Origin of the sequence: Bacilliculturomica massiliensis (assembly GCF_900605495.1) — a bacterium.
Lineage (GTDB): Bacteria > Bacillota > Clostridia > Peptostreptococcales > Anaerovoracaceae > Bacilliculturomica > Bacilliculturomica massiliensis.
Map to the genome: position 1 here is coordinate 185,736 of NZ_LR027602.1, position 23,488 is coordinate 209,223.

A 23,488-nucleotide genomic window follows, 5' to 3' on the forward strand; every position below is an offset into this window, starting at 1 on the left:
TTTCAATGCGAATCAATGGCACGTGTCAATTAATGATTATACACAAATCACTTCAAAAATACAAGTAATATTTCAATTTAATGTGGATTTTTTTCAGATGGAAGGAACGATCACTTGGCGACCGCTCCCGGTCATTTCTTTATTTCAAGCATTTTGATCTTGCTGAAAAGCTGGCGGGTGCTCAGCTGCAGGCGGCGGGAGGCCTCGGCCACGTTGCCTCCGGTCTGTTTGAGGACCCACTCAAGATATTCTTTCTCTGAGCGGTGCTTGAATTCCTGAAAGGGAATGATCTCGTCAAAGTCTGCGCTCCGCGGGCCGGCAGGCGCGTCCTCGGGAGCGTTCTTGCCGAAGGAGTACAGGACCGGAAGACCGTCTCTGGTAATGACGCCGTTTTCGGACAGGACCACCATACGGTCGATAATATTTTTCAGTTCGCGGATGTTTCCGAAGTAATCGTAGTTCAGCAGAAATTCTTTTACGCTGGGTTCGATGGTGTGGATCTGAATGTGATTTTCCGCCTCGGATTTTCTCAGAAAGAAATCGGTCAGATCCTCCAGGTCCTCTTTGCGCTGGCGGAGCGAAGGCACCTGTATGACTACGGTAGATATGCGGTACAGGAAATCCTCGCGGAAAAGACCGTGCTGGACCATGTCCTTCAGATCCTGATGGGTGGCGGAGATCAGGCGGAAGTCGATCTCGATGGGATCGTTGGAACCGATGCGCTCCATCGTCTTGGTCTCCAACACGCGCAGCAGCTTCAGCTGCGTGGTCTGGCTCATGTCGCCCACTTCATCCAGAAAAAACGTTCCTCCCTCTGAGTATTCAAACTTTCCTTTTTTTGTACCGGTGGCGCCGGTAAAAGCGCCCTGTTCGTGACCAAAAAGCTCCGATTCCAAAAGTGAATCGGAGAAGGCAGAGCAGTTGACGGCGATAAAGTTGCCCTCCCTGCGGCTGCTGCAGTTGTGGATATAGCGGGCCAGCACTTCCTTGCCTGTGCCTGATTCACCGGTGAGAAGGATGTTTACGTTGGAGGCCGCCGCTTTCTCACAGAAACGAAGCGTCCTCCGGAAGGACTCGTTTTTGGTTGAGAGAAAATAAGGGTTCTTTGCAGTACCCTTATAAGAAGCTGTATTGTCTTCCATGGGATGGCGCATTGCTGTAATCCTCCTGTCCGACCGCGGTCTGCTTATCGGTCCGCTAATCGGTCTGTCTGCAGTTCTTTTTAGGAAAGTGTATAACGGAGAATAGGTTCCGTCAAGTAAAATGAGTGATTTTTCACAAAAAAGCGTGAAGAAAACTGCCTGCATATGAAGTAAATGACATGGCGGATGTCGGAAATATCTGCAAATTTCACCCGTGTGCGTCGGTGATCATGAAAAAAATCACTGTAATCAGAAAAAATACAAACTCTGAAAACGTTAAAGTTTAAACGATCTTTTCCTGCTAAAGAAAAAAACAACCGGCTTATGGATGAAAACGATAGGTTGTGGCATGGCGATTGCTTATATCTATGGACAGAAGGTGTTACACGGAGCAGACGACGGTGAAGCCGGCGTGGAAGGCCGAGCGTAACACGGGAGAGAGGAGGAGTGTGTGATGGCGCTGCTGATCACAAATAATGACAAAGCGAAAAAGTTTTGCATGGACTGCCGAAAAGAGGTTGAGGTCATTTATCTGGCGGATGGTACGTATCTGGATGTTTTGCTTCGGACCAGAGATTACGTCCACCGTGGATATCGGCTGCTGACCCACCCGCTGTGCGGCAGTGTGAAGCCGAATCAGACTCCTTACCGGTCGGTGCTTCTGGAGAAGCAAAGCGCTCGTGAAGAAAATTTCAGGAGTGTGGAGCTCATCGAAAACAGCATCGACGCTGCCAGAAAGTTTATGAGAAATCGCGGAACGCCTCGCTGGAACGAGAGGACCAGAGAGGATTTCAAGACGGTGGATCTTTCCTTTCTCACCGTGTACGAGCAGCGCAACTACGTGTAAGGCCGCAGCGCGGCGGACCCGGGAGCGGGAAAGCGGCGGGCAGGTATGGTCACTCAGGGCAGATTGCAGGAGGTGTTACATTTGAAACTGGAGTTAGGCAGGATCAAAATCCACGATGTACAGTTCGGACCGGAGACAAAAGTCGAGAAAGGCGTGCTGTACGTAAATAAAGAAGAGATCGAAAAGCTGGTACTTGAGGATGAGCGTCTGATCGGGGCCCAGGTGGAACTGGCCAGACCCGGCGAGTCGGTTCGGATCGCGCCGGTAAAGGATGTTCTGGAGCCCCGCGTCAAGGTTTCGGGAGGCGGAGGTATTTTCCCGGGCATGATCAGCAAGGTCAAGGAAGTTGGCAGCGGCAGGACGCACGCCCTTGTGGGCGCGGCTGTTGTGACCTGCGGAAAGATCGTCGGTTTCCAGGAGGGAATTATCGACATGTCCGGTCCGGCTGCGGCGTACACGCCTTTTTCAGCGACCAACAACGTGTGCGTAGTCATCGAGCCCCAGGAAGGCCTGGAGACTCATGATTATGAGGCGGCGGGCAGAATGGCGGGACTGAAGGTAGCGTCTTATGTGGGCGAGGCCGGCAGAAACGTGGAGCCCGACGAAGTAGTGGTTTATGAGACGAAGCCGCTGCAGGAGCAGATCGCTCAGTATCCCGATCTGCCCAAGGTAGGTTATATCCACATGCTGCAGTCCCAGGGACTGCTGCACGATACGTATTATTACGGCGTAGACGCTAAGCAGTTCATACCGACCTTCATGTATCCCACGGAGATCATGGACGGAGCGATCATCAGCGGAAACTGCGTTGCGCCCTGCGATAAGGTGACGACCTTCCATCACCTGAACAATCCGGTGATCGAGGATCTCTACAAGCGCCACGGCAAGGATCTGAATTTCATCGGCGTCATCCTGACCAACGAGAATGTATTTCTCGCCGACAAAGAGCGTTCTTCCGATATGGTGGCCAAGCTGGCGGAGTTCATGGGACTGGACGGCGTGCTGATCACTGAAGAGGGATACGGCAATCCGGACACGGATCTGATGATGAACTGCAAAAAGGTGAGCCAGAAGGGTATCGACGTGGTGCTCATCACTGACGAGTTCCCGGGCAGAGACGGAAAGTCCCAGTCCCTGGCGGACGCAGTCAACGAGGCGGACGCGCTGGTATCCTGCGGACAGGGAAATCTCATCATCGAATTCCCGCCCATGGAGAAGATCATCGGCACGCTGGACTACGTGGAGACCATGATCGGCGGATATGAGGGAAGCCTGCGGCCCGACGGCAGCATTGAGGCGGAGCTCCAGATCATCATCGCTTCCACCATCGCTAACGGATATAACAGGCTGGCGGCCAGAGGCTATTAACGATCAGGGAATATGAACTGAATGAGATCAGCTGAAATAGATCGGACAGGAGGGTTCGGAATGGAAAAGAAGAGGATAGTGCATTACATAAATAACTTCTTTGCGGGAATCGGCGGCGAGGAGAAAGCCGATATTCCACCCGAGGTGAGAGAGGGCGTCGTAGGGCCTGGACTGGCCCTACAGACGGCTCTGGGAGACGAGTATGAAGTGGCGGCCACCGTCATCTGCGGCGACAGCTATTTTGGAGAGCACATGGACGAGGCGACGGAAACGCTGCTGGCCATGATCAAAGAATATGATCCGGCGGGCTTTGTGGCCGGACCTGCCTTCAACGCCGGCCGCTACGGAGTGGCCTGCGGCAGTATCGCGAAGGCAGTGGAGCAGGAGCTGGGGATTCCCGTGGTCACCGGCATGTTCACGGAAAACCCCGGTGCCGATATGTATAAGAAAGATGTGCATATTATTTTGACAAAAGATTCCGCGGCGGATATGAGAAAATCCATGCCCAAGATGGCGGCTCTGCTGAAGAAGATGATGAGCGGAGAGGAGATCCTGGGACCTGCGGAAGAAGGATACATCGAGAGAGGGATCCGGGTCAATTATTTCGCAGAGGAGAGAGGATCCGCCCGGGGCGTAGAGATGTTAGTGCGCAAGATGGCGAAAGAGCCTTTTGAGACCGAGTATCCCATGCCTGTCTTTGACAGGGTAGCGCCCAATCCGGCGGTAAAAGATATGAAGCACGCCAAGGTGGCGGTAGTCACCTCCGGCGGAATCGTTCCGGTTGGCAATCCGGACCGCATTGAGTCCTCCAGCGCCACGAAATACGGCGTGTACAGCATCGAGGGCAAGGATACCATGAGCCCGGAGGAGTTCATGACGATCCACGGCGGATACGACCGGGCCTTTGTACTGAATAATCCCAATCTCGTCGTACCGCTGGACGCGTTGCGCCAGCTGGAGAAAGAGGGCGAGATCGGCGAACTGAACAATTATTTCATCGCCACCACAGGAACGGGAACATCCATCGGAAACGCCAAAGGATTCGGCGAGCAGTTCAGCAAGAAGCTGGTCGCAGATGGAGTGGATGCAGTCATCCTGACCTCCACCTGAGGAACCTGTACGCGTTGCGGTGCAACGATGGTAAAAGAAATTGAACGCGCGGGCATTCCGGTGGTCCACGTGTGTACGGTAGTGCCCATCTCCCTGACCATAGGCGCGAACAGGATCGTGCCGGCCGTAGGTATCCCCTATCCTTTGGGCGATCCCACGCTGGGTGACGAGGGAAGCTACAAGGTACGTATGAAGCTGGTGAAAAAAGCGCTGGACGCTCTGCAGACAGAAGTAGACGGCCAGACCGTATTTGAATAAAACACCGCCCAAGAGTACAAGTCCGTTGCTGTTCCATTGCAGATAGGAAAGGAAGAGGGGCCGGATCCCGGCCCCAGGTGTATGCATGGAAAAACAAGTTGTAAAATGGGGGAATGTGTTCAAGTTCGCCGGCGCTTTTATCGCCTTTCTCATCGGTTCCGGCTTCGCCACCGGCCAGGAGATCCTGCAGTATTTCGCGTCTTACGGATACGAGGGTGTGCTGACGGCTGTGGTCATGCTGATTTTGTTTCTGTATGTGGGCGGAGATTTTATCGTTACAGGTTATCGGGAACAGTTTGAGAAGGGCAGCGACATTTTCGTCTATTACTGTGGAAAGTATATCGGTGCTTTCTATGATTATTTTACGATCGCCTTCGTTTTCATGTCCTATGTGGTCATGATCGGCGGGGCGGGGGCCACGCTGAATCAGCATTACGGTCTGCCCACGGCCGTGGGCGGGATCGCCATGATGTGTCTGGCGGGCTTTACTGTCACCATGGGTCTGGGCCGGATCGTGGATATTATCGGCAAGATCGGCCCGATCATCGTCCTGATCGCCGTGGGGCTGGGACTTTATTCCCTGATCTCCAATGCCGGCGCGATCCCGGACAACGTGGCCGCGCTGGAAGCCGGCCAGATCGATGTAATGCAGGCGGGGACTAATTGGTTCACATCCGCCAGCTCCTATGTGGGCTTCTGCATGTTGTGGCTGGCCGCATTTCTGGCCGCCATGGGAAAAGGCGCCAACAGCGCAAAAGAGGCGCTTTTGGGATCCAGCCTGGGCGCGGCGGGTTTTGCCGCCGGTTGTGTGACGCTGATGTTCGGGCTGCTGGCTTATCTGCCGGATGTGGCGGGGACCCAGATCCCGGCGCTGATCCTGGCCATCAAGATCCATCCGGGGATCGCCGCCATTTTTTCGATCATTATCATAGCCGGAATTTACACGACGGCGGTTCCTCTGCTGTGGCAGGCCGCCTCGCGTTTTACCCAGGAGGGAAGTCCGCGCTTCAAAGCGCTGACGCTGATCCTGGCGGCGGCAGGCTGCTTCGTCGGTCTGGCGCTGCCATTCAACCGTCTGGTCAATATTATCTATGTGATCAACGGCTATGTGGGAATTCTGCTGCTGCTGTTCATCATCATACGGATGGTGCGCAGACGGGCGGCTGCATAATTTACAGACAAACTCCTTATCTGAGTATCATGAAATCACGGAAAGAACCGCGGGGCAGTATGACCCGCGGTTCTTTCTTTTTTGGCTGAGCCTGGGGCAGGGCCGTGTTCAGAAAAAGCACAGAACGGATCGGGTAAACAATTTTGTCGGCTGTAAAATAAAGTTGACATACGGGAGTCTGAGACAGAGCGCGTCAGAAGGCGGCATGGGGATCAGATCGTTGAAAATCCAGGCGTACATGAGGAAAAAAAGGCTGGATCCGCACCTGGCACGGATATTGCTTATATTATTGGTCAATGAACGCGGCGCAGATCCGGCAGGCTCGGAAGCGCCGGAAAACGGAAGCGGAAGGAAAAGGAGTAGTTGCATGAGCAAACAGTATGACTGTATCTTTACAAATGGAAAAATTTTTACGTCAGACGAAAAACGGCCTTATGCGGACGCTATGGCGGTAAAAGACGGACGGATCGCGTGGATCGGAGAGGAAAAAGATCTTCCCGGTGAAGGGGTGAAGCGCGTGGATCTTGGCGCAAAGCGCGTCCTTCCCGGTATCGTGGATAATCACATGCACCCCTGCCACCTGGCCGGGACCATGGAGCAGATCGCCTGTCTGCCGCCCAATGTCTATTCGATCGCTGAAATTATGGAGCAGGTCCGTGAAAAGGCTGCAGCGGCCAAACCGGGAGAGTGGATCCTGGGATGGGGCTACGATGAAGGGAAATACAGAGAAAAGAGAGCGCCGCTGAGATCTGAACTGGACGAAGCCGCCCCCAATAATCCGGTGGCGCTGGTCCGTACGTGCTTCCACATAGCATGCGTCAACAGCCGGGCGCTGGAATTGATGGGTATTACAAAGGATACGCCGGACCCTGTAGGCGGCCGGATCGATCACGATGAGAAGGGCGAGCTGACGGGGATCCTGCGCGAGAAAGCGCGCTTTATGCTGATGGATATCATCCCGAAGGATACGCCGGATGAAATGGCGGCCAAACTGGCGAAGCTCAGCGATCTGCTGCTGTCCCACGGCATCACGGCAGTATCGGAAGCCGGAGGCGATTCAAAGCCGGTAGACTGCTACGAGATCTACGCCAAGGCGGCGGAGATGGGAATGAAGCAGCGCGTAGCCATCTATTATTTCTGGGATCAGATGAAAGATGATCCCAAGCCCATCCCCCTGGAGCGCAGGGACAATACAAAGCAGATCTTTGTGGGCGGAGTCAAGCTGATCGGCGACGGAAGCGTATCCGGTCAGACTGCCTGGTGCGATCAGCCCTATCTGAACACCGACGCCTGCGGGTTTCCGGTGGCCACGGAGGAGGATGTGATGGGAGCCGGCGCCTTTGCCAGAGAGAACGGCGTTCAGCTGAAATATCACGCCATGGGGGCGAGGGCCATCGATCGGGCGGTGAACGCTTTCTATCAGGAGGAAAACTGGATGAAAGACGGGCGGCCCTGCGTTCGGATCGAGCATTCCGCTATGGCCTCCGAACAGGCCATGGACCGCTGTGCCCGATCGGGGATCGCCATGACCGTTCAGCCCATCTTCCTCTATTGCGAGATCGAGAGCTACCTGACAAATCTGGGACCGGAGAGAACAAAGACCACGTACCCGACGAAGACCATGCTGGAAAAAGGCGTGCTGACGGCCTTCTCTTCCGACGCTCCGGCCACTTCCTGGGCGGACCCTTCCGATCCTTTCATCGGCATGAAGGGAGCGGTGACCAGAGTGGCCTACGATGGAACTGACACAGGAGCCGACCAGAGAGTGGATATCCAGACCGCCGTTGAACTGTACACCAGAGAGTCCCAGAAGATCCTGGGAGTGGCGGACGTAGGCCGGCTGGCGGAAGGTCTTCACGCGGACTTTATCGTTTTGGACCGCGATGTGCTGGAGATCCCATCGGAGGAGATCGACCAGGTCAAAGTGGACGCTACGTATATGGGCGGCGAAGCGGTATACGTCAGAGAAAAATAAGAAAGGCAGATAATTCACTTTTATTTTATCTGGACGCGGCAGACAGGCTTCGATGCCTTTTGGAGGAAGAGGACAGGTGTGTGTGTCCCTGTCCGCAGCGTCTCATGAGGAAGAAGTAAAAGAGGAAGGAGAGAATGGCGGAGAGATACTCTTTCAGCGGCTCCAGCAGGATCAGCCCGGAGAGACCGAGGAAGCGGTCGGCCAGAAACATGAGGGGAAGATACAGCAGCGCCTGCTTTCCCACGGACAGAAAAAAGATGGTGGAGGCTTCACCCATGGCCTGAAAGGCTGCCAGAAGCACTGTGTCGAAAGCGGCGATGGGCATGGCGAAAAGGATGGCCTTCAGCACGACCATGCCCAGCCAGACTACATCGGGATCGTTGGTAAACAGCTGGATCAATCCGCCGCTGCGCAGAAACACGAAAACGGAGAAGAAACTGCAGATCACCGTGCCGAACACACAGGAAAAGAATACCGCCCGTCTCATACGCCGCAGGTTTCCTGCGGCGTAGTTGTAGCCGATCAGCGGCTGCGCTCCCTTGGCCAGGCCCAGAGAGATCATATTCGGCATCATCATGACCCGGCGGGCCACGCTGAAGGCCGCCACCACGTGCTCGCCGTGGCGCATGCAGAGGCGGTTGAAGAAGACGCCGGATATGCTGACGAGGAAGTGCGTCACGGCGCTTGGAATGCCTATTGCAAATATACTTTTAACGGTGCTGCGGGAAGCCCGGAAATCGGACAGGGACAGTGAAATGGTCTCCGTCCGCCGGATCACCCTGATATAGTAGATCAGCGAGACCAGATCGGTGAGCAGGGCGGCGGCGGCCGAACCCTCGGCGCCCATATCGAGAAACAGGATGAAGAACGGATCGGCGGCCACATTGACCAGGGCTCCGACCACCATGCCGTTCATGGCCTCGCCCGCGTTCCCGGCTGCACGGATGAGCTGGTTCAGCGTAAAGCTGAGGACAGCGGGAGTGGTCCCGATCAGAAGAAGACGGCCGCAGCGCACAGCCAGGGGAGCCATGCTGCCGCCGGCACCGAGGATCTGCAGTACGGCCGGGAGCAGCACCAGGCCTGCAGCGGTGCTGAGCAGTCCCAGAAAAAGAGCGCTGTAGAAACAGAAGGAACCTGTCCGCGCCGCCTCCCGGCGCTGTTTCGCCCCCAGCTGCCGGGACAGACAGGAAGATCCGCCGATGCCGAAGACGGCGCCTACGGACATGGCTACCGTGGTGACCGGAGACAGCAGCGCGATGACGGCCAGCTGCTCCGCGTCGCCGGCCATGCCTACAAATATCATATCCGCCATGCCGTAGAGCACGGTGAGGGCCATACCGGCCATTGTTGGAAGTCCCAGATACAGGACGGCCTGCGGAACAGGCATCCGCTCAAACAATTCATTTTTGTTTTTCATACTTCATATATACGGCGGCCGGGCTTTTCCACATGACAGATTTCTGTATTGGGCTGAAGATCGTTCAGAAAAAAACTCCCATAAGAATACCTGTTATAATGGTGAAACAAGTTTTCTATGGGAGTAAAAAAAACAGCCCCGGAGAAGGGGCTGTTTTTGCAAAGGATCAGAGGGCCGACAGGGCCTGCTCCAGATCCGATATAATGTCGTCGGGATTTTCGATCCCCACCGAGAAGCGGATCAGACCGGTGGAGATCCCCGCGTCTGCCAGCTGCTGATCGCTGAGCTGACGGTGGGTGTGGCTGGCGGGATGGAGCACGCAGGTCTTGGCATCTGCCACATGAGTGACGATAGAGGCCAGCTTCAGGCTGTCGATGAAGGTCACGGCCGCCTGTCTGCCGCCCTTTACCTCAAAGGAGATGACGCCGCAGGTGCCCCTGGGCAGGTATTTCTGCGCCACAGCGTGATATTTGTCTCCGGGCAGTCCCGCATAGTTGACATACTCGATCTTTTCGTGAGACGCCAGGTATTCCGCAACTTTCTGCGCGTTGCTGCAGTGGCGCTCCATGCGCAGGGGCAGCGTTTCCAGACCTAGGTTGAGCAGGAAGCAGTTCTGGGGGGAGGGGATCGAACCCAGATCCCGCATGAGCTGGCTGGTCATCTTCATGATGTAGGCCATCTTGCCGAATTTTTCCGTGTAGATAATGCCGTGGTAAGATTCGTCTGGAGTGGTCAGACCGGGGAACTTGCCGGCTTTCGTCCAGTCAAAATTGCCGCTGTCGACCACGGCGCCGCCCACCTGCGCGGCGTGCCCGTCCATATATTTGGTGGTGGAGTGGGTCACGATATCGGCGCCCCACTCGAAGGGCCGGCAGTTGACCGGGGTGGCGAAAGTATTGTCCACGATCAGGGGAACCTGATGAGAGTGGGCCAGGCCGGCGAATTTTTCGATATCCAGCACCACGAGGGAGGGGTTGGATATAGTCTCGGCAAAGACCAGTTTTGTGTTGGGGCGAAAAGCCTTCTCCAGTTCTTCAGCGGGAGCGTCGGGGTCCACGAAGGTGCAGTCGATGCCCAGTTTCTTCAGCGTCACTCCGTAGAGATTGAAAGTGCCGCCGTAGATCGCTGTGGACGCCACGATGTGATCGCCGGCCTCGCAGATGTTTACGGCCGCATAAAAATTTGCCGCCTGTCCGGATGAGGTGAGAATGGCTGCAACGCCGCCTTCCAGATCGGCGATCTTCGCGGCCACCGCGTCGTTGGTAGGGTTCTGAAGGCGGGTGTAGAAATAACCGCTTTCTTCCAGATCAAAGAGTCTTCCCATCTCCTCAGATGAGTCGTACTTAAATGTAGTGCTCTGGTAGATGGGCAGCATCCGCGGTTCACCCTTTTTCGGCGTCCAGCCGGAGTGTATGCATTTTGTTTCTATTTGATAATTTCGGTCCATTGATATATCCCCCTTGTCTAAGTTGCTGCGCCTCAGTGTGATCTGCACTGAGGTCTTTCGAAGTTAAGCTATTCAAAGGTCTCCGCCACTTTTGACAGCCAATCTGTGATCTCGATGTGCTGCGGGCAGCGGGATTCGCACTGCTTGCAGCCGATGCACTCCGATGCCTTTCCGCGGCCTACGATCTGCCTGCCGTACTGAAATTTGTGGTGGTCCAGCGTCCGGAACTGCTCATAGGTGTTGTAGATGGCGAAATATCCCGGTATGTCCAGATTTTTTGGACATGTATCGGTGCAGTAACGGCAGTTGGTGCAGGGTACGGTGACAGAGCCGATAATGAGCTCCGCGGCCTTTTCCAGAACGTCCCTCTCATCCTGTGAGAGAGGATGGAAATCCTTCATGAGCGCGATATTCTCTTCTATCTGCGCCATGTTGCTCATACCGCTCAGAACCATCATGACTCCGTCCAGGGATGCCGCGTAGCGCAGCGCCCAGGAAGCGCAGGATGCATCCGGAGAAACGCTTTTCAGCAATTTTTCCGCTTCCTCAGGAGGGGCTGCCAGTCCGCCGCCCTTGACCGGCTCCATGACGATGACCGGCTTTCCGTGTTTGCGGGCCGTCTCATAACACTGCTGTGCCTGGACGATGGGGCTGCGCCAGTCCACGTAATTCAGCTGCAGCTGTACGAACTCCATCTCAGGGTATCGCGTCAGGATCTCGTCCAGCATATCCGCCGTGTCGTGGAAGGAGAAGCCCACGTGGCGTATCTTTCCCTCCGCTTTCAAGCGCAGCACATACTCAAATCCCCCGAAGTCCAGAGTATTCTGGTAGGTGTGGCGGTTCAGGTTGTGCAGCAGATAATAATCGAAATATTCAACGCCGCACCGTTCCAGCTGGGTGGAGAAGGTAGGAGCGTATTCCTGAGGGCCCTTTATCATAGAGGTGGGCATTTTATCTGCCAGCAGAAATGTTTCGCGGGGATAACGGTCGATCAGGGCTTTTTTGAAAGCGCCCTCCGACAACTCCTCGTGATACATAAACGCCGTATCAAAATATGTAAATCCCGCGTTGAGAAACGCGTCGGCCATGCGGTTTACCTGTTCCTGATCGATGCTTCCTGCATCGTCGGAGCGCAGAAGCGGAAGGCGCATTCCGCCAAAACCTAATTTCTTCATGAAACTTTCCTCCTTTTTCATGCAAAACACAAGGCAGGTAATTTTACGACTAATTATATATCAAAGGTAGGCAAAATTCCACTGTTTTATTGCGTGCTCTGCGGGAGCGGATCTGCATAGGCCGGGGCCGGCGCCCCAGCCTGAGCCCGGATCGGCAAAGAGAATGCAAAACGCCCGGGAGAACCGGCTCCCAGGCGTTTATCTGATCATCTGATATCTATTATTTATCTTCGCTGAGCTTGAACCACACTCCGCCGGTACCGTCGTAGCTGATGCCGTAGGCCAGCTTGGGAGCGGGATCATCTTTCTTTACGAGAACGGCCAGATTTCCGGTCTGAGAACCGCCGGTGAAGATCTTTCCGTCCAGAGCGGGCTCGGGGACCACGGTGGCCTGAGTGGCATACTCGGCGTTGCTGGATGAGTAGGCCGCGAAATCGTATTTGTTCACGTCCAGGGAGCCGTCGTCGGCTACCGCGTCCGCCGTAACGGTTGCGTTCACCAGAATATACTCATATCCTTCCGGGGGAGCGTCGTTAAACTGGTTTGCCGATCTGATCTTGACCCAGGCTTCGTATCCGCGCAGAACGCTGTTCACCTTGATCGTAGCGGTATACTGCTCCGTATAGCTCTTCACTGAGATCGCCTGAGGACTGCCGATGGGAGCCGGATTGCTTCTGCTGAAGGCTGCGTTCACCGGTTTTGTGGGAGTCGCAGGCGTTGAGGGCGTTGTCTTTGACGCGTCGGGCTGTGTTCCGATATAGATCGAATTGGTATTGCCGTCCCAGCTGACCTTCTGGCCGAGAGCCGTGGCCACCGCGTTCAGCGGCACGTATGTCCGGCCCTGATAGGTAAACGGTTCAACAGTCTGGCTGTCGGTGACCATAGGCGTGAGCTTTTCGTTCACATAGATCTTGATGTTGTCGTACGCCACCTGGATCGTTTTGGATCCCGACGCTGCGAATGCGGAGATCGACAGGGCGAACACCATTGTGGTGACGACCACCCCTGAGATGAATCCTTTTAACTTTTCCTTCTTCATAGCTTTTCTCCTTTTGTAAAACCATGACGCGATAAAGATGTGATAAATGTATGTAAACCCTTAGAGGGTTCACAGTCACATGACGGACGTCCTCTCGCTCCGATCCCGCTCTGATCCCGCTCTGCGCCGAAAGGCTGGTGGAGAACACGGACCGGAGCCGGGAACAAAGAGACAGGGGACCCTATGTTCACAGCGCGGTATTTTTCAGCGCATTCAGGAATCCTTCGAACTGGGAGCGGTCCAGATAGCCGGGACCCAATTTGGCCGAATAGTGCTCCATGCATTCCCGGAGGAACTCTACAGGCACGTCGAGCCGTTCCGCCATCTCGTACAGGTTGCCCCGGGTCTGATCCCACTCGTCCCTCAGAACATCCGGCGGGATCAGCTTGTCGTAGGCCCAGGCCCGGGCGCGCTGCTCCTGTTTTGCATTCTCTATCCTGGACTGATCCAGGATCTCGCCCACAGTAGTGTGGTAATGTCCCAGTTCTTCGGCCAGCACACAGGCCTTTTCATTGGTGGGAAGGTCGCGGCGGATCCCGATCTTGTCTCCTTTGCAAAGTCCCTTCGCGTCCGATTTAAATTGTTTCTCCACAACGGAGATCCGGTTTTTTTCTGCGTCAAGCAGCAATTCTTCATATTTGGTCAAAAGAATCCACTCCTTCAATAAGCGTCCGATCTACAGCTCTTCCAGATCTTCCTGCATCAGCGCCTGCTGCTCAGGAGAATCGTTGTCATTGTGAGCGGCGATGGGCACCAGGTGAGGCCCGGCGTTTTCCGCTCTGGACCGGCGGATCAGTTTTTCCAGATTGTAGACAAAGTAAGATTCCGTATCGTGGCGCAGCGCGTCCAGGGCTGCCTGCGTCACTTCCACATCCCCCAGACTGCTTCTCAGTGTGACACTGCCCCCAGATCCCTTGGATACAAGCCGGTAGCCGTGAAGAGCCAGCTGATTCTCAAATACTGCTTCGGCTCCGGATGGGGATTTCTCGCTCTCGTTTTCGCTGTCCCAGCCCATCAGAGCAGCCGGAGTCGTATTCAGCACTTCCGCCAGGCGGACAAGGGTGTCGCGCTTTATATTCTTGATGTTTCCGCTCTCATAGCGCTGAACGGTCGCCTCTTTTACACCGATCTTATTGGCCACCTCCAGCAGCGTGAGACCGCATTCTTTGCGGCGGCTGCGGATGCGTTCGTTCCAGATCTCTCTGCCCATGTTGATTCTCCATTTCTTCTATACTATTATCATAGTACGGATTTTCGCGGAATGCAAGATACATTTTATTGAGACCCATAAAAACTTTCTTGATATGCAAGAAACCTGCTTGACATGCATGGACGGTGGGTGTAAGATGTACTTACGAAATACGTAAGAAAAGAAGCGGGCAGCGGCAGCCTGAGACCGCCTGACACTGGCCTGGAGTTCAAAAACAGGCGCGAAACGCTTCTGGTTGGATCAAATTTTTTTGTATTAAAACTTACGTATTTAGTAAGCTGATGCGGTGGTGTACGAACATTGACGGAGGAGCAAAAAGCAGCGAAGGACGGCCTGGCCGCAGCCGGGGATAGGAGAGGGGAGGCGAGGGATTGTAGGAGCATGTAAGGTGAAGCTGTATTTGGCGGTGACCGCGGACCGGTATGAACTGCCCCTGGCCGTTGCGGGATCAGCCGGGGAGCTGGCTGAAATGACAGGGTATGGAAGGATCAATATCTTGTCGGCGATCGCTCACGATACGCCTGGGACGCAGCGGGGAATGAAATTCATCCGCATAGAAGTACCGGGCGAAGACGCCGATGATAACGGAGGGGGATAAGGATTTTAGAGGGAGAAATGAGGTGAACAAAGGTTGAAAGAATATAAGATTCTCTGCGAGCGCACGCTGACTGCGCTGGAAGGCCGGCTGAACAGCTTTGCGGCGGAGGGATACACATTGGAGGCGGGGGGCCTGACCGCGTTGAGAGAGGACGCTTCGGTAAGGCCGTCCCTGCTGGCGGTCATATCCAGGGCGGCAAACGGAGGGACAGAGAGCGGTGGCGATGGTGTCTGACGGCAAAGGGTCTGCCGCGGAGCTTGAGACGCTGGTCCGCAGAGGGCTGCGAAACTATCAGATCGAGGAGCATTTTGGGCTGAGGCATGGGACCCTGGCTTACCGGATCCGGGCGATCAGAGAGGAATTCCGCCGCAGAGCAGCCCAGGAGCGGCTTCGGGAAGGGATGACGACTTACTATCTGACGCCCCAGGAAGTCGAGCGCCGTTACGGGAGGCCGGGGGAATGCCCGGAGACAAAAGAGGAGATCGATTATTATATTATCCGGCGGATGGAGGCGGGAGACCACCGTCCCTACGATACGTAAAACCGGCCTCGGGGTACGCGGCGTTCGGTCCGGCATGGAGGAATCAGAATGAGGCCCCCGAAAAAATAAAAACAATTTTTTAGGAACGATTGAGAGAACCATCATAATCAATATAATGTATTGTAGTTGGCAGATAGCCACCACATACTGTGTTCTTCTTGCCGGTTCGGATTTTTCGGCGGTTTGTGGATAGGTTTCCCAGGCCGCCGGAAAGCCTGACGGATAACAGGTCCGTCAGCGGTGGGGCCATGAGCCGCTTGCAGGCGGCAGATCGCTGAAGACGGCACAGAAAAAAATCACAGTACCGAGACTCTGCAATTCAGCAGAGATAAAGGCAGAGAAGGTTTACAAGAAGTAAAAGGAGGAAAAGAGATGGCACAGATTACTGCGGGAATTAAGTTAAGGTATGGAAAAGAAGGCGCGGACGGCGCAAAGCCCACTGCGTGGACCGACATTCCGGGGATCACCGAGATCCCGGAGATGAACAGCGAGCCGGAGGCGATCGAGACCACCACGCTGGATAACCTGAAGACTAAGACCTATATACCGGGTCTGTCCGATGTGGGCGGCGCGCTGGCCTTTACCGCCAACGATACGCCGGAATTCAGAACAGCGTGGAAGGCCTTCGTCGCCGAGGGCTCCTGCTGGGTGGCGATCGAAGTACCCGATCCGATCAGCGAGCGCATGGTATTCAAGGGCAAGGCGTCTCCTCTGGGCTTTGGCGGCGCGGGAACCAACGCCGTTTTGACGACCACAGGATATGTAACGCCGGAGACAGAGCCCGCATGGGAGACGATCGCATAAGTTCCAGGGAAAACAGGGAGGACACAGTATGTTTGAAGCTAAGATTTTGACGATGGATATGAACGGCAGAAGTTATAAGATCGAGTTCGATCGGGACGCGGTCAAAGCTGTGGATATGTCCGGTTCCCTGCGCGAAGGCGCAGGGACCATCGAATTGACTGCGGCGGTGCTTCACGCGGGAATGAAGAAGCATAACGAGCTTTCCCGCAAGCGGGTGATGGAGCTGATCGACACGGCACTGGATGAGGGTTACGGGCTGGACGCGTTCAGCGACGTGCTGGAAGAGTTTACCCGGTGCTATAAGGCGCTTTTTACACCGTCCGGCAGCGGGAAGAAGATGAAGAAGCTGATCTCGTTCGAGACGCCGGAAACAGCAGTGAAAGGACAGTAACAGACTGCCTGATGGACCAGTGCCGGACAGCAGTGCGGATCGGAATGCCGTGGGATCTGTTCTGGCACGGTCCGGTCTACGCGTTTGAAATGCATCTGGCGGTCTTTAACGAAAAAGTGAAGGACCGCCAGATGGCACAGGATATACAAGCGTGGAATATCGGTCAGTATGCCAGACAGGCCATGCAGAGCGTGTTTCATCTGTTCAATCCGTTTGCGGCGAAAGCGAGACCGCCCAGGTATCCGGAGAAGCCGTTTATCGTTCAAAGGGAAGAGGAAGAAAAAATAAGGGCGGAAGACCGGATCAAGCGATCTTATGAGGCGCTGCTGAAGCGGTTTCCGAAAGAAAAACGAGGTGAGGGAGAATGAGTGAAGCTGTAATCGGCAGATCGTTTGCCGGGATGGCGAAAGAGTCAAAAGAAGTTGACAAGCTCACAGCAAGTATAGCGAAACTTAGAGATGCGGTGAGGCCCACTGCATCTTCCTTGTCTTCGCTGTCCCGCGCTCTGAATGAACTGAGTGGAGTGTTGTCCGGAGTAAAGGAGAAAGCCGGCGGACCGGCATCGCTTGCAAAGGACCTGCAAAAGCTGGCGGCCGCAAACCTGACAGCGGCGGGCGCCGGCCTGCGCCAACTTGCGGAGGCGGCGCGGTCTCTGAGCAGGGACAGGGGAGGACTGGCGTCGATCGACGGCAAAAATCTGAGATCAGCGGCGGCCGCTATGAAGTCCGTCGAAGACAGCGCGAAACGTGCGGGGAAAAATTTGGGCGATCTGATCGAGGGATTTGACGAGCTCCATATTTTGCGGAAGAGAGCAGGAAGCGGAGCGGTGGATCCAGGTATTACAGGAAAGCCGGCGGACCAGATCGTTCTGCCGGATGTGGAGATCCATCTGGAGTTTAAAAATGATACCGACAATCAATGGACCGCCGAACTGAACAAGTCTCTTGAGACCGCTCTCAAGTTGTCGGTGCGGCTTGGCGACAGTTTTTCTCTGTGGGAGATACCCCTGGCGCTGCTGTCGGCTTTGGCGGATCTGGTTTCTCTGCTGCAGGGATTAAAGGATCTGACGAAGAATACCAGGATTCCGGATACAACGATCAATCTGGAATTCAAGAATATAAACAGCGAAAAGGTCATAACGGAGATCGAAAATTCTCTGAAACAAATGATCGCACAGGCGGGAACGCTGAACGTCGAGTTTTCTGCCTGGGAGTTCTCTCCCGCGCTCACGGCCGTTTTGGCGGATCTGACCGCGCTGATGCAGGTGTGGAAAAACACCTCCACTGAGATCAAGCTGCCTGATCTGAACATGTGCCCGGCGATCGACGTGTCATGCTGCGATAAAGTGCTGAACGTACTGAAGAATATTCTGGCCGAGATAAACGGGCTGGCTGAAGCCGTTGGAAAGGAGTTTTCCATTTGGGAAATTCCGCTGGCGCTGCTGGCCGCACTGGCTAATCTGGCTACCATACTGCAGGCTGTGGGTTCGCTGTCGATGCCGGTGAAGGCCAAACAGGCATTCCCCACTCTTGATGCGGGAATGGCAGGGGATCTGAAGCAGGTGGCGGCAGGTCTGGCTATAGCCGCGGGGCTGTTTGTTTTTGCCTATGCAAACAGTGAGACGTTCCGAAAGAGCGTAAAGGCAGTTTGGGACGCGATGAAGGGATTCGCCGACTGGATCGCAGCCGGGTTTACCGCCGTCTTCCATTTGCCGCCGCTGACAGGAGAGTATTGGACCAGTTTTGCGGCTTTTGTGACGGGGGCCATCGGTCTGATCGCCGTGGCCTGCGGTTTTCCAGTTTTCGGAGGAATTCTCGCCGCTGCAGGGATGCTTGTGCTGGCTTTCCAGTTCATAGGCGGAGCAGCTTCAGACTGCGTTCAGGAGATCGACCCATTAGCGGATGGGATCAGTGAGATCGCCCAGACAAAGCTGGACCCTTTTCTGGATCAGATGAGGCAGCTGGACGATACGTTTGTGCAGCTGGATTGGACGAACGCCGTAGTGACAGACGCGGATGTGCAGACGGTCAGAACACAGTTGGCCCGGGTCACCGACGCCATCGTAAACGAACTGGATTCCGACAAAAACGAGGCTCTTTCTACGCTGGCTCCATTGAAAGCAGCTATGAGCGAAGAAAGCTATGGGGCTCTTATCCGGAGCAATCAGCGGTATTATGACGAGCTGGGCGCTCAGGTAAAGGCGCAGGAGGCAGAGATCAACAGTATCATCGGTACGGCTAACGCAGAGCAGCGGGCTCTGACAGAGGAAGAGTCTTCCAGAATACAGGCGATCAGAGCGAACATGCTGGACACCGGCGTAAAGCAGATGGCGGAATCAGAGGTGGAATACACCAAGGTAATGAACACACTAAAAAATAACGCTGTGGCCGTTTCCGCCCAGCAGGCGGGGGAGATCATCAAAAACGCCATGGCGTCAAAAGAGGCTGCTGTGGACGCCGCGGAAACGCAGTATGCCAAGGTGCAGCTGGAAGCGCAGCGGATGCTGGACGTGGGTCAGATCACCGGCGATCAATACCGGGAGATCATGGACGCAGCAGAAGAGACCAGAAGTTCCACGGTGAAAGACGCGGAACTGCAGTATGCCGATATTTTAAAAGCGACGCAGGAGGGCATGGGAAGCGCTGCAAAATGTATCGACTGGGAATCCGGTGATATCAAGTCGAAGTGGCAGCAATTCTGGGATGGGATGTCCGATATGGCGTCAGGCGCCGGGGCTGCTATTGCAACATTCGCCGGAGGCATTGCGGACAGCATTGCAGGAGGTCTCGCCGGCCTGGGGAACATGATCGGCAGCGCGATGGACGCAGTTGGATCGGTGATCTCCACGGCCTGGACCGTAATACGGACCTGGATCGCGGAGAAAATGGAAGAAATAAAAACGGCAGTATTTTCTGCCTTTGAAAGTATCAGAGAATTTATCTTTGTGACGCTGCCTGAGATCCTGGAAAGCGTAGTTAGCTGGTTCGGCGAACTGCCCGATAAGATCGCTTACGCGCTGGGATTCGCGCTGGGCACCATCGTACTGTGGGCCGGCCAGCTGCTTGAGACAGTGATGACGCAGGTCCCCATGGTCATAGAAAGCGCGGCGGCCTTTTTCGCTTCGCTTCCCGGATTGATCTATGAAAAGCTCTGCGGTATCTGGGAGAGGATCGTTGCCTGGGGTGTGGAGACTGCCTCCGTAATGGGGCTGGCGGTATTGACGGCCGTCACGGCGGCGGTGACTTTTTTTTCAGAACTGCCGGGCAAAGCCTACGGGGCTATATCTGCCATCAGAGACGATCTCATCGTCTGGGGGATCGAAACACTGACGGCCATCGGAGTGGAAGTGAGCCGGATCGTCACAGGAGCTGTCGCCGGATTTGCGGAATTAGCCGGCAAAGCTTACGACGCCATCTGCGGCTTCAAAGATAAGGTCGTGCTGTTCGCCCAGAACGCGATCACATGGTTCGGCGAGGAAATACCAAAGGTCGTGACCGCGGTGGTCGATTGGTTTAAAGAACTGCCGCAAAAGATACTGGACGGGTTGACCGAGATACGAGGAAAAGTATTAAAGATCGGTACGTGGCTCTTAGACGGGATCTTTGACGGACTAAAGGAGATCAAAACAAAGATCGCCGGCTGGAAAGAAAGCTTTGTAAAGGGATTTAAAGACGCCCTTGGAATTCATTCTCCTTCGACGGTGATGCGCGATGAGGTCGGATCAAATCTGGCCGGCGGTATAGCTGAAGGACTGCGCGAGGGAACAGGCGGGATCGTGTCGGAAGCTGAAAATATCGTTCAGTCCATACAGAAAGTATTCGACGGCGTGAGCTATCAGGTAGACGTGGATTACACAGCGCTGCGCAACGACGCTCTGAAAGAGGGGGACACCGAGGGGGCGAAAAAATACGATACGATACGCCGGGCAAAGATCCAGGGAGAAGGTCTGGATTATGCCCTCAACGATTCCATATCATCCATGCTTCAGGATGTGGGGGCCAAAGCAGATCAGCTGAACAGGACCGTCACATCGGCTCAGAGCGTATTTGAAGATGTGAGCTACCGGCTGGATGTGGACTATACAGAGATGCGGAATCGGGCGTTTGAGGCCGGCGCGATCGACGCAGCGCAGGAATATGAAGCGGCCCGCCGCGCGAAGATCCAGGGAGAAGGCCTGCCCTACGCCCTGGATGACGAGATGTCTCTGGCCCTGCAGAATATGGGAACGAAGACGGACGTCTCAAACGATACACTTTCATCGATCAGCGAAACAATGCTGCTGGGCAATATGGCGGATACTACCCGATTCGAACAGTCGCAGCTGATGCAGCAGACGGAGCTGGAACAGATCCTGGCGGCCGTGACAGCCGTCATGGACGACTGGAAAGCCATTTTCAATCTGTTTGTGGGAAATTGGCGCGCGGAGATGGCGAACATCACCGGGACCATCGGCACGGCGGCCAGCCGGATCATCGCCTCCACGGACCGTATCCGTATCAACATCGTCAACAACTATTCCAGCGATAAGAAAAAGAAATATGCTTCCGGCGGCTTTCCCACGCCGGGCGAGATGTTCATCGCGGGAGAAGCCGGACCGGAGCTGGTGGGGACCATCGGAAACAGGACGGCGGTCGTAAACAACGACCAGATCGTGGCGGCGGTAGCCGCGGGAGTGGCCGACGCTGTGGGGAAGGCCATGGGCCGGAACCAGGGAGAAAACCGGACAGTGATCGAACTGGACGGCGAAGTGATCTACGATAATCAGAAAAAAAATCGAGAAGCGCAGGGGTTACGATTTTGCCCTGGGCGCGTTTGCCAGGTAATAAGGAGGGCGTGAAATGTTATTTAAAATCAACGGCAAAGTAATGCCCACCCCCGCCCGGGGGGTGCAGGAGCAGCGAACACAGCTGGTAGACAGCGGCAGAAATGCCCTGGGTCAGGTTGTTGCGCAGAAAATAAACCGCAGACAATTTAAATATGAAAGTCTGTCCTGGCCGTACCTCAGCGCATCCCAGTGGTCGGAGGTGCTTCAGGAGATCGAGAAGTTCGAGGGGACCATGACGTTCTGGGACGCCCTTTCCCAGTCTTTCGTCACCCGGAAAGTCTATTGGGGCGACGCGGGCGCAGAACCCTTCCGGATCGATCCGGCCACGGGAAGAGTGCTGGACTATATCAACTGTCAGTGCAATCCCATCGACATGGGCTACTGAGGGAGGCGGGCGAATGTATCACGTATCAGAAGCGTACCGGAGACAGATGGAGAAGCAGACGCGAAACCCCGCTCACGTAAGGATCGTGTTTGGACTGACGGAGCCGGATGCTCCAGCGGCCAGCACTTTGACAGATAACGGCGCCCTCCCGTACAGCCAGGTAAACCAGGTGGACGACGGAGAGCGGCTGCCCAAAACATACGAGACCTTTGAACTGAATCGTTGGGTACTTGATAAAAAGGATCCCGTCTGTCCGGACAGCGAGCCTGCCTATCAGGGATACGCCGGAGATGAGATCAGCGATGCGGGAGGAATGTGGAGCGAACCTCCGACCATCATCGTCACATTTTCCGATTACTTTCAGTTGGCGGGTCTGACATTCTCTTTTGACGAGAGCAAGAACGAGTACCCCACGCAGCTTGAGGTTTTGGCGTACAGCGGCGATGTGGAAGTCTTTCGTTCCCTGGAAGAACCGGGGGGACCGTATTATAAGATGGAGAAGCGGATCCCGAGTATGGATCGGATCGAACTGCGTTTCCTGAAATCGTGCAGGCCTTTTCTCAGAGCGCGTCTGACCATGCTGACCTACGGCATCATCGAAAATCTTACGGCCGAGAATATTGTATCGTGCAAGCAGAAGATCGAGGTGGATCCTCTGTCCAGTAAATTGCCCGTACAGGACTTTGAGTTTACCCGTTTCGATACGGATCGTATCTATGATCCGGAAAATCCGTCAGGAGTGTGGCAGTATCTGGAATCCAGACAGCCAGTAGAATACCAGTTCGGATATGAACTGGATGACGGATCGGTGGAATGGGTGCCCTGCGGCAAAACCCTGTCCACTGGGGATGTTTCCATCGGAAGGACCGGTGTGGTCACAGAGATCACCATCAAGACGACCGCCCTGCCGGGGCACCTCACCATGACCTACGATCAGGGAGCATATGCGGAAACAGGGCGCAGCCTTTATGATCTCGCTCTGGATGTGATGGAGTTTGCAGGCTATCCGGACAGTATCGTGCTGGACGAGTCGTTGAAAGGGGTCGTGACCACCGTACCGCTGCCGAAAAAAGCGGTCAACGAGTGCCTGCAGCTCATCGCCAATGCGGGGCGCTGCATGATGAGGACGCGCAGAGACGGAAAGATAGAAATGATCCGCCATGGGGCGGATGCGTCGGAATTCACGATGAACTTCTCGAAAATGCTGTCCGACGGGCCCAAAACGGAAAAATATCCGATCCTGCGGAAGTTTACGACAGAATATCAAAATGTATCGGTGGAGCCATCGACTGTAAATGCAGTGCAAAATGCCGTCGTAGAGGACGCGGACAGCACGGAGATAGAATTTACACATTCCTTATTAACAGATCATGCCGCAGTCGTAAGCGAAGGCCTTACGCTCCACGGCTCCAGATTCTACGCTGCGAAATCGGTCCTCACACTCACCGGATCGGGAACTGTGACGATTACCGGTAAGTCAGTAAAGTCCACTGCGGTAAAACATGTAAAAGTGTGCAACAGCGTGGGGGATGATGTGGAGATGGTAAACGAACTCCTCAGCACACAGGCAGACGCGGAAGCATATGCAGCCTGGGTAACAGGAGAATTGGGCCGCAGGAATCAGTACACGGCGGATAACCGTGGTTATCCGGAGTTGGACGCAGGAGACGATATTCTCTTTCAGACAAACTATGAGAATGAAGTGGCAGTGACGATCATGAAACACAATATTGCATTTGACGGCGCTATTTCAGGCTCGGGAGAATACTTGATCGGGGGTTAGTA

21 protein-coding genes are annotated in these 23,488 nt (G+C 54.9%); 14 read left to right on the forward strand and 7 right to left on the reverse strand.

Annotation, left to right across the window (positions count from 1 at the left end; translation table 11 throughout):
- Positions 1–131: 131 nt before the first annotated feature.
- Positions 132–1,154: a sigma-54 interaction domain-containing protein gene (locus E0E37_RS07475; protein WP_165445263.1), complete on the reverse strand. Its 1,023-nt coding sequence runs from the start codon at positions 1,152–1,154 to the stop codon at positions 132–134.
- A 442-nt stretch (positions 1,155–1,596) separates the two neighbouring features.
- On the opposite strand from E0E37_RS07475, the gene E0E37_RS07480 reads away from it, so the two are divergent.
- The 5 genes from E0E37_RS07480 to E0E37_RS07500 all read left to right on the forward strand — a co-directional run bounded on the left by E0E37_RS07480 (position 1,597) and on the right by E0E37_RS07500 (position 7,871).
- A complete protein-coding gene (locus E0E37_RS07480; protein WP_130862419.1) occupies positions 1,597–1,989 on the forward strand; it encodes a GrdX family protein in 393 nt (130 codons plus the stop codon).
- A gap of 81 nt (positions 1,990–2,070) precedes the next feature.
- Positions 2,071–3,357: a sarcosine reductase complex component B subunit alpha gene (grdG, locus tag E0E37_RS07485; RefSeq protein WP_130862420.1), complete on the forward strand. Its 1,287-nt coding sequence runs from the start codon at positions 2,071–2,073 to the stop codon at positions 3,355–3,357.
- A 60-nt stretch (positions 3,358–3,417) separates the two neighbouring features.
- Positions 3,418–4,725, forward strand: a complete 1,308-nt coding sequence (gene grdF / locus E0E37_RS07490) for a sarcosine reductase complex component B subunit beta (protein ID WP_130862421.1) — start codon at positions 3,418–3,420, stop codon at positions 4,723–4,725.
- Between the two features lie 85 nt (positions 4,726–4,810).
- Positions 4,811–5,896 (forward strand): YkvI family membrane protein, encoded by a 1,086-nt coding sequence (locus tag E0E37_RS07495; RefSeq protein WP_130862422.1) that lies wholly within the window; start codon positions 4,811–4,813, stop codon positions 5,894–5,896.
- Positions 5,897–6,263: 367 nt separating this feature from the next.
- Complete coding sequence (locus E0E37_RS07500; RefSeq protein ID WP_130862423.1) at positions 6,264–7,871, forward strand: amidohydrolase; 1,608 nt, start codon at positions 6,264–6,266, stop codon at positions 7,869–7,871.
- Positions 7,872–7,896: 25 nt separating this feature from the next.
- Here E0E37_RS07500 and E0E37_RS07505 read toward each other — a convergent pair whose 3' ends face one another.
- The 6 genes from E0E37_RS07505 to E0E37_RS07530 form a co-directional block, all read right to left on the reverse strand.
- A complete protein-coding gene (locus E0E37_RS07505) occupies positions 7,897–9,288 on the reverse strand; it encodes an MATE family efflux transporter (RefSeq protein ID WP_130862424.1) in 1,392 nt (463 codons plus the stop codon).
- A 166-nt stretch (positions 9,289–9,454) separates the two neighbouring features.
- Positions 9,455–10,735 carry an O-acetylhomoserine aminocarboxypropyltransferase/cysteine synthase family protein gene (locus E0E37_RS07510; RefSeq protein WP_130862425.1) on the reverse strand — a complete coding sequence of 427 codons (1,281 nt, stop codon included), beginning with the start codon at positions 10,733–10,735 and terminating at the stop codon, positions 9,455–9,457.
- A gap of 68 nt (positions 10,736–10,803) precedes the next feature.
- Positions 10,804–11,910, reverse strand: a complete 1,107-nt coding sequence (locus tag E0E37_RS07515) for an aldo/keto reductase (RefSeq protein WP_130862426.1) — start codon at positions 11,908–11,910, stop codon at positions 10,804–10,806.
- A gap of 220 nt (positions 11,911–12,130) precedes the next feature.
- Positions 12,131–12,949 carry a stalk domain-containing protein gene (locus E0E37_RS07520; RefSeq protein WP_130862427.1) on the reverse strand — a complete coding sequence of 273 codons (819 nt, stop codon included), beginning with the start codon at positions 12,947–12,949 and terminating at the stop codon, positions 12,131–12,133.
- 187 nt (positions 12,950–13,136) lie between these two features.
- Positions 13,137–13,595 (reverse strand): ImmA/IrrE family metallo-endopeptidase, encoded by a 459-nt coding sequence (locus tag E0E37_RS07525; RefSeq protein WP_165445264.1) that lies wholly within the window; start codon positions 13,593–13,595, stop codon positions 13,137–13,139.
- 30 nt (positions 13,596–13,625) lie between these two features.
- The gene (locus E0E37_RS07530) at positions 13,626–14,159 is read right to left on the reverse strand and encodes a helix-turn-helix domain-containing protein (protein WP_130862429.1); all 534 of its coding nucleotides are present in this window, start codon (positions 14,157–14,159) and stop codon (positions 13,626–13,628) included.
- 388 nt (positions 14,160–14,547) lie between these two features.
- On the opposite strand from E0E37_RS07530, the gene E0E37_RS07535 reads away from it, so the two are divergent.
- From E0E37_RS07535 to E0E37_RS07575, 9 genes are all read left to right on the forward strand, one after another.
- On the forward strand, positions 14,548–14,757 hold the full coding sequence (locus E0E37_RS07535) for a hypothetical protein (RefSeq protein WP_130862430.1): 210 nt from the start codon (positions 14,548–14,550) through the stop codon (positions 14,755–14,757).
- Positions 14,758–14,790: 33 nt separating this feature from the next.
- A complete protein-coding gene (locus E0E37_RS07540) occupies positions 14,791–14,991 on the forward strand; it encodes a hypothetical protein (RefSeq protein ID WP_130862431.1) in 201 nt (66 codons plus the stop codon).
- Positions 14,975–15,298 carry a hypothetical protein gene (locus E0E37_RS07545; RefSeq protein WP_130862432.1) on the forward strand — a complete coding sequence of 108 codons (324 nt, stop codon included), beginning with the start codon at positions 14,975–14,977 and terminating at the stop codon, positions 15,296–15,298. Before E0E37_RS07540 ends, E0E37_RS07545 begins: the two co-directional genes overlap by 17 nt.
- A gap of 372 nt (positions 15,299–15,670) precedes the next feature.
- Positions 15,671–16,102: a hypothetical protein gene (locus tag E0E37_RS07550; RefSeq protein ID WP_130862433.1), complete on the forward strand. Its 432-nt coding sequence runs from the start codon at positions 15,671–15,673 to the stop codon at positions 16,100–16,102.
- Between the two features lie 28 nt (positions 16,103–16,130).
- Positions 16,131–16,493 carry a hypothetical protein gene (locus E0E37_RS07555; protein WP_130862434.1) on the forward strand — a complete coding sequence of 121 codons (363 nt, stop codon included), beginning with the start codon at positions 16,131–16,133 and terminating at the stop codon, positions 16,491–16,493.
- Positions 16,494–16,504: 11 nt separating this feature from the next.
- Entirely contained in the window at positions 16,505–16,861 is a 357-nt protein-coding gene (locus E0E37_RS07560; RefSeq protein WP_130862435.1) for a hypothetical protein, read from the forward strand.
- Complete coding sequence (locus E0E37_RS07565) at positions 16,858–21,330, forward strand: phage tail protein (RefSeq protein ID WP_130862436.1); 4,473 nt, start codon at positions 16,858–16,860, stop codon at positions 21,328–21,330. The genes E0E37_RS07560 and E0E37_RS07565 overlap by 4 nt, the downstream gene beginning before the upstream one ends.
- A 1-nt stretch (position 21,331) precedes the next feature.
- Complete coding sequence (locus tag E0E37_RS07570; protein WP_130862437.1) at positions 21,332–21,703, forward strand: hypothetical protein; 372 nt, start codon at positions 21,332–21,334, stop codon at positions 21,701–21,703.
- 13 nt (positions 21,704–21,716) lie between these two features.
- Positions 21,717–23,486, forward strand: coding sequence for a hypothetical protein (locus E0E37_RS07575; RefSeq protein WP_130862438.1), 1,770 nt, complete (start codon positions 21,717–21,719; stop codon positions 23,484–23,486).
- Positions 23,487–23,488 lie beyond the last annotated feature (2 nt).

What these genes read in the sequence shown, in the direction of transcription:
- E0E37_RS07475 (WP_165445263.1), bottom strand. Translation starts at nt 1,154, where the DNA reads ATGCGCCATCCCATGGAAGACAATACAGCTTCTTATAAGGGTACTGCA.
- E0E37_RS07480 (WP_130862419.1), top strand. Translation starts at nt 1,597, where the DNA reads ATGGCGCTGCTGATCACAAATAATGACAAAGCGAAAAAGTTTTGCATG.
- E0E37_RS07495 (WP_130862422.1), top strand. Translation starts at nt 4,811, where the DNA reads ATGGAAAAACAAGTTGTAAAATGGGGGAATGTGTTCAAGTTCGCCGGC.
- E0E37_RS07500 (WP_130862423.1), top strand. Translation starts at nt 6,264, where the DNA reads ATGAGCAAACAGTATGACTGTATCTTTACAAATGGAAAAATTTTTACG.
- E0E37_RS07505 (WP_130862424.1), bottom strand. Translation starts at nt 9,288, where the DNA reads ATGAAAAACAAAAATGAATTGTTTGAGCGGATGCCTGTTCCGCAGGCC.
- E0E37_RS07510 (WP_130862425.1), bottom strand. Translation starts at nt 10,735, where the DNA reads ATGGACCGAAATTATCAAATAGAAACAAAATGCATACACTCCGGCTGG.
- E0E37_RS07515 (WP_130862426.1), bottom strand. Translation starts at nt 11,910, where the DNA reads ATGAAGAAATTAGGTTTTGGCGGAATGCGCCTTCCGCTTCTGCGCTCC.
- E0E37_RS07520 (WP_130862427.1), bottom strand. Translation starts at nt 12,949, where the DNA reads ATGAAGAAGGAAAAGTTAAAAGGATTCATCTCAGGGGTGGTCGTCACC.
- E0E37_RS07530 (WP_130862429.1), bottom strand. Translation starts at nt 14,159, where the DNA reads ATGGGCAGAGAGATCTGGAACGAACGCATCCGCAGCCGCCGCAAAGAA.
- E0E37_RS07550 (WP_130862433.1), top strand. Translation starts at nt 15,671, where the DNA reads ATGGCACAGATTACTGCGGGAATTAAGTTAAGGTATGGAAAAGAAGGC.
- E0E37_RS07555 (WP_130862434.1), top strand. Translation starts at nt 16,131, where the DNA reads ATGTTTGAAGCTAAGATTTTGACGATGGATATGAACGGCAGAAGTTAT.
- E0E37_RS07560 (WP_130862435.1), top strand. Translation starts at nt 16,505, where the DNA reads ATGGACCAGTGCCGGACAGCAGTGCGGATCGGAATGCCGTGGGATCTG.
- E0E37_RS07565 (WP_130862436.1), top strand. Translation starts at nt 16,858, where the DNA reads ATGAGTGAAGCTGTAATCGGCAGATCGTTTGCCGGGATGGCGAAAGAG.
- E0E37_RS07570 (WP_130862437.1), top strand. Translation starts at nt 21,332, where the DNA reads ATGTTATTTAAAATCAACGGCAAAGTAATGCCCACCCCCGCCCGGGGG.
- E0E37_RS07575 (WP_130862438.1), top strand. Translation starts at nt 21,717, where the DNA reads ATGTATCACGTATCAGAAGCGTACCGGAGACAGATGGAGAAGCAGACG.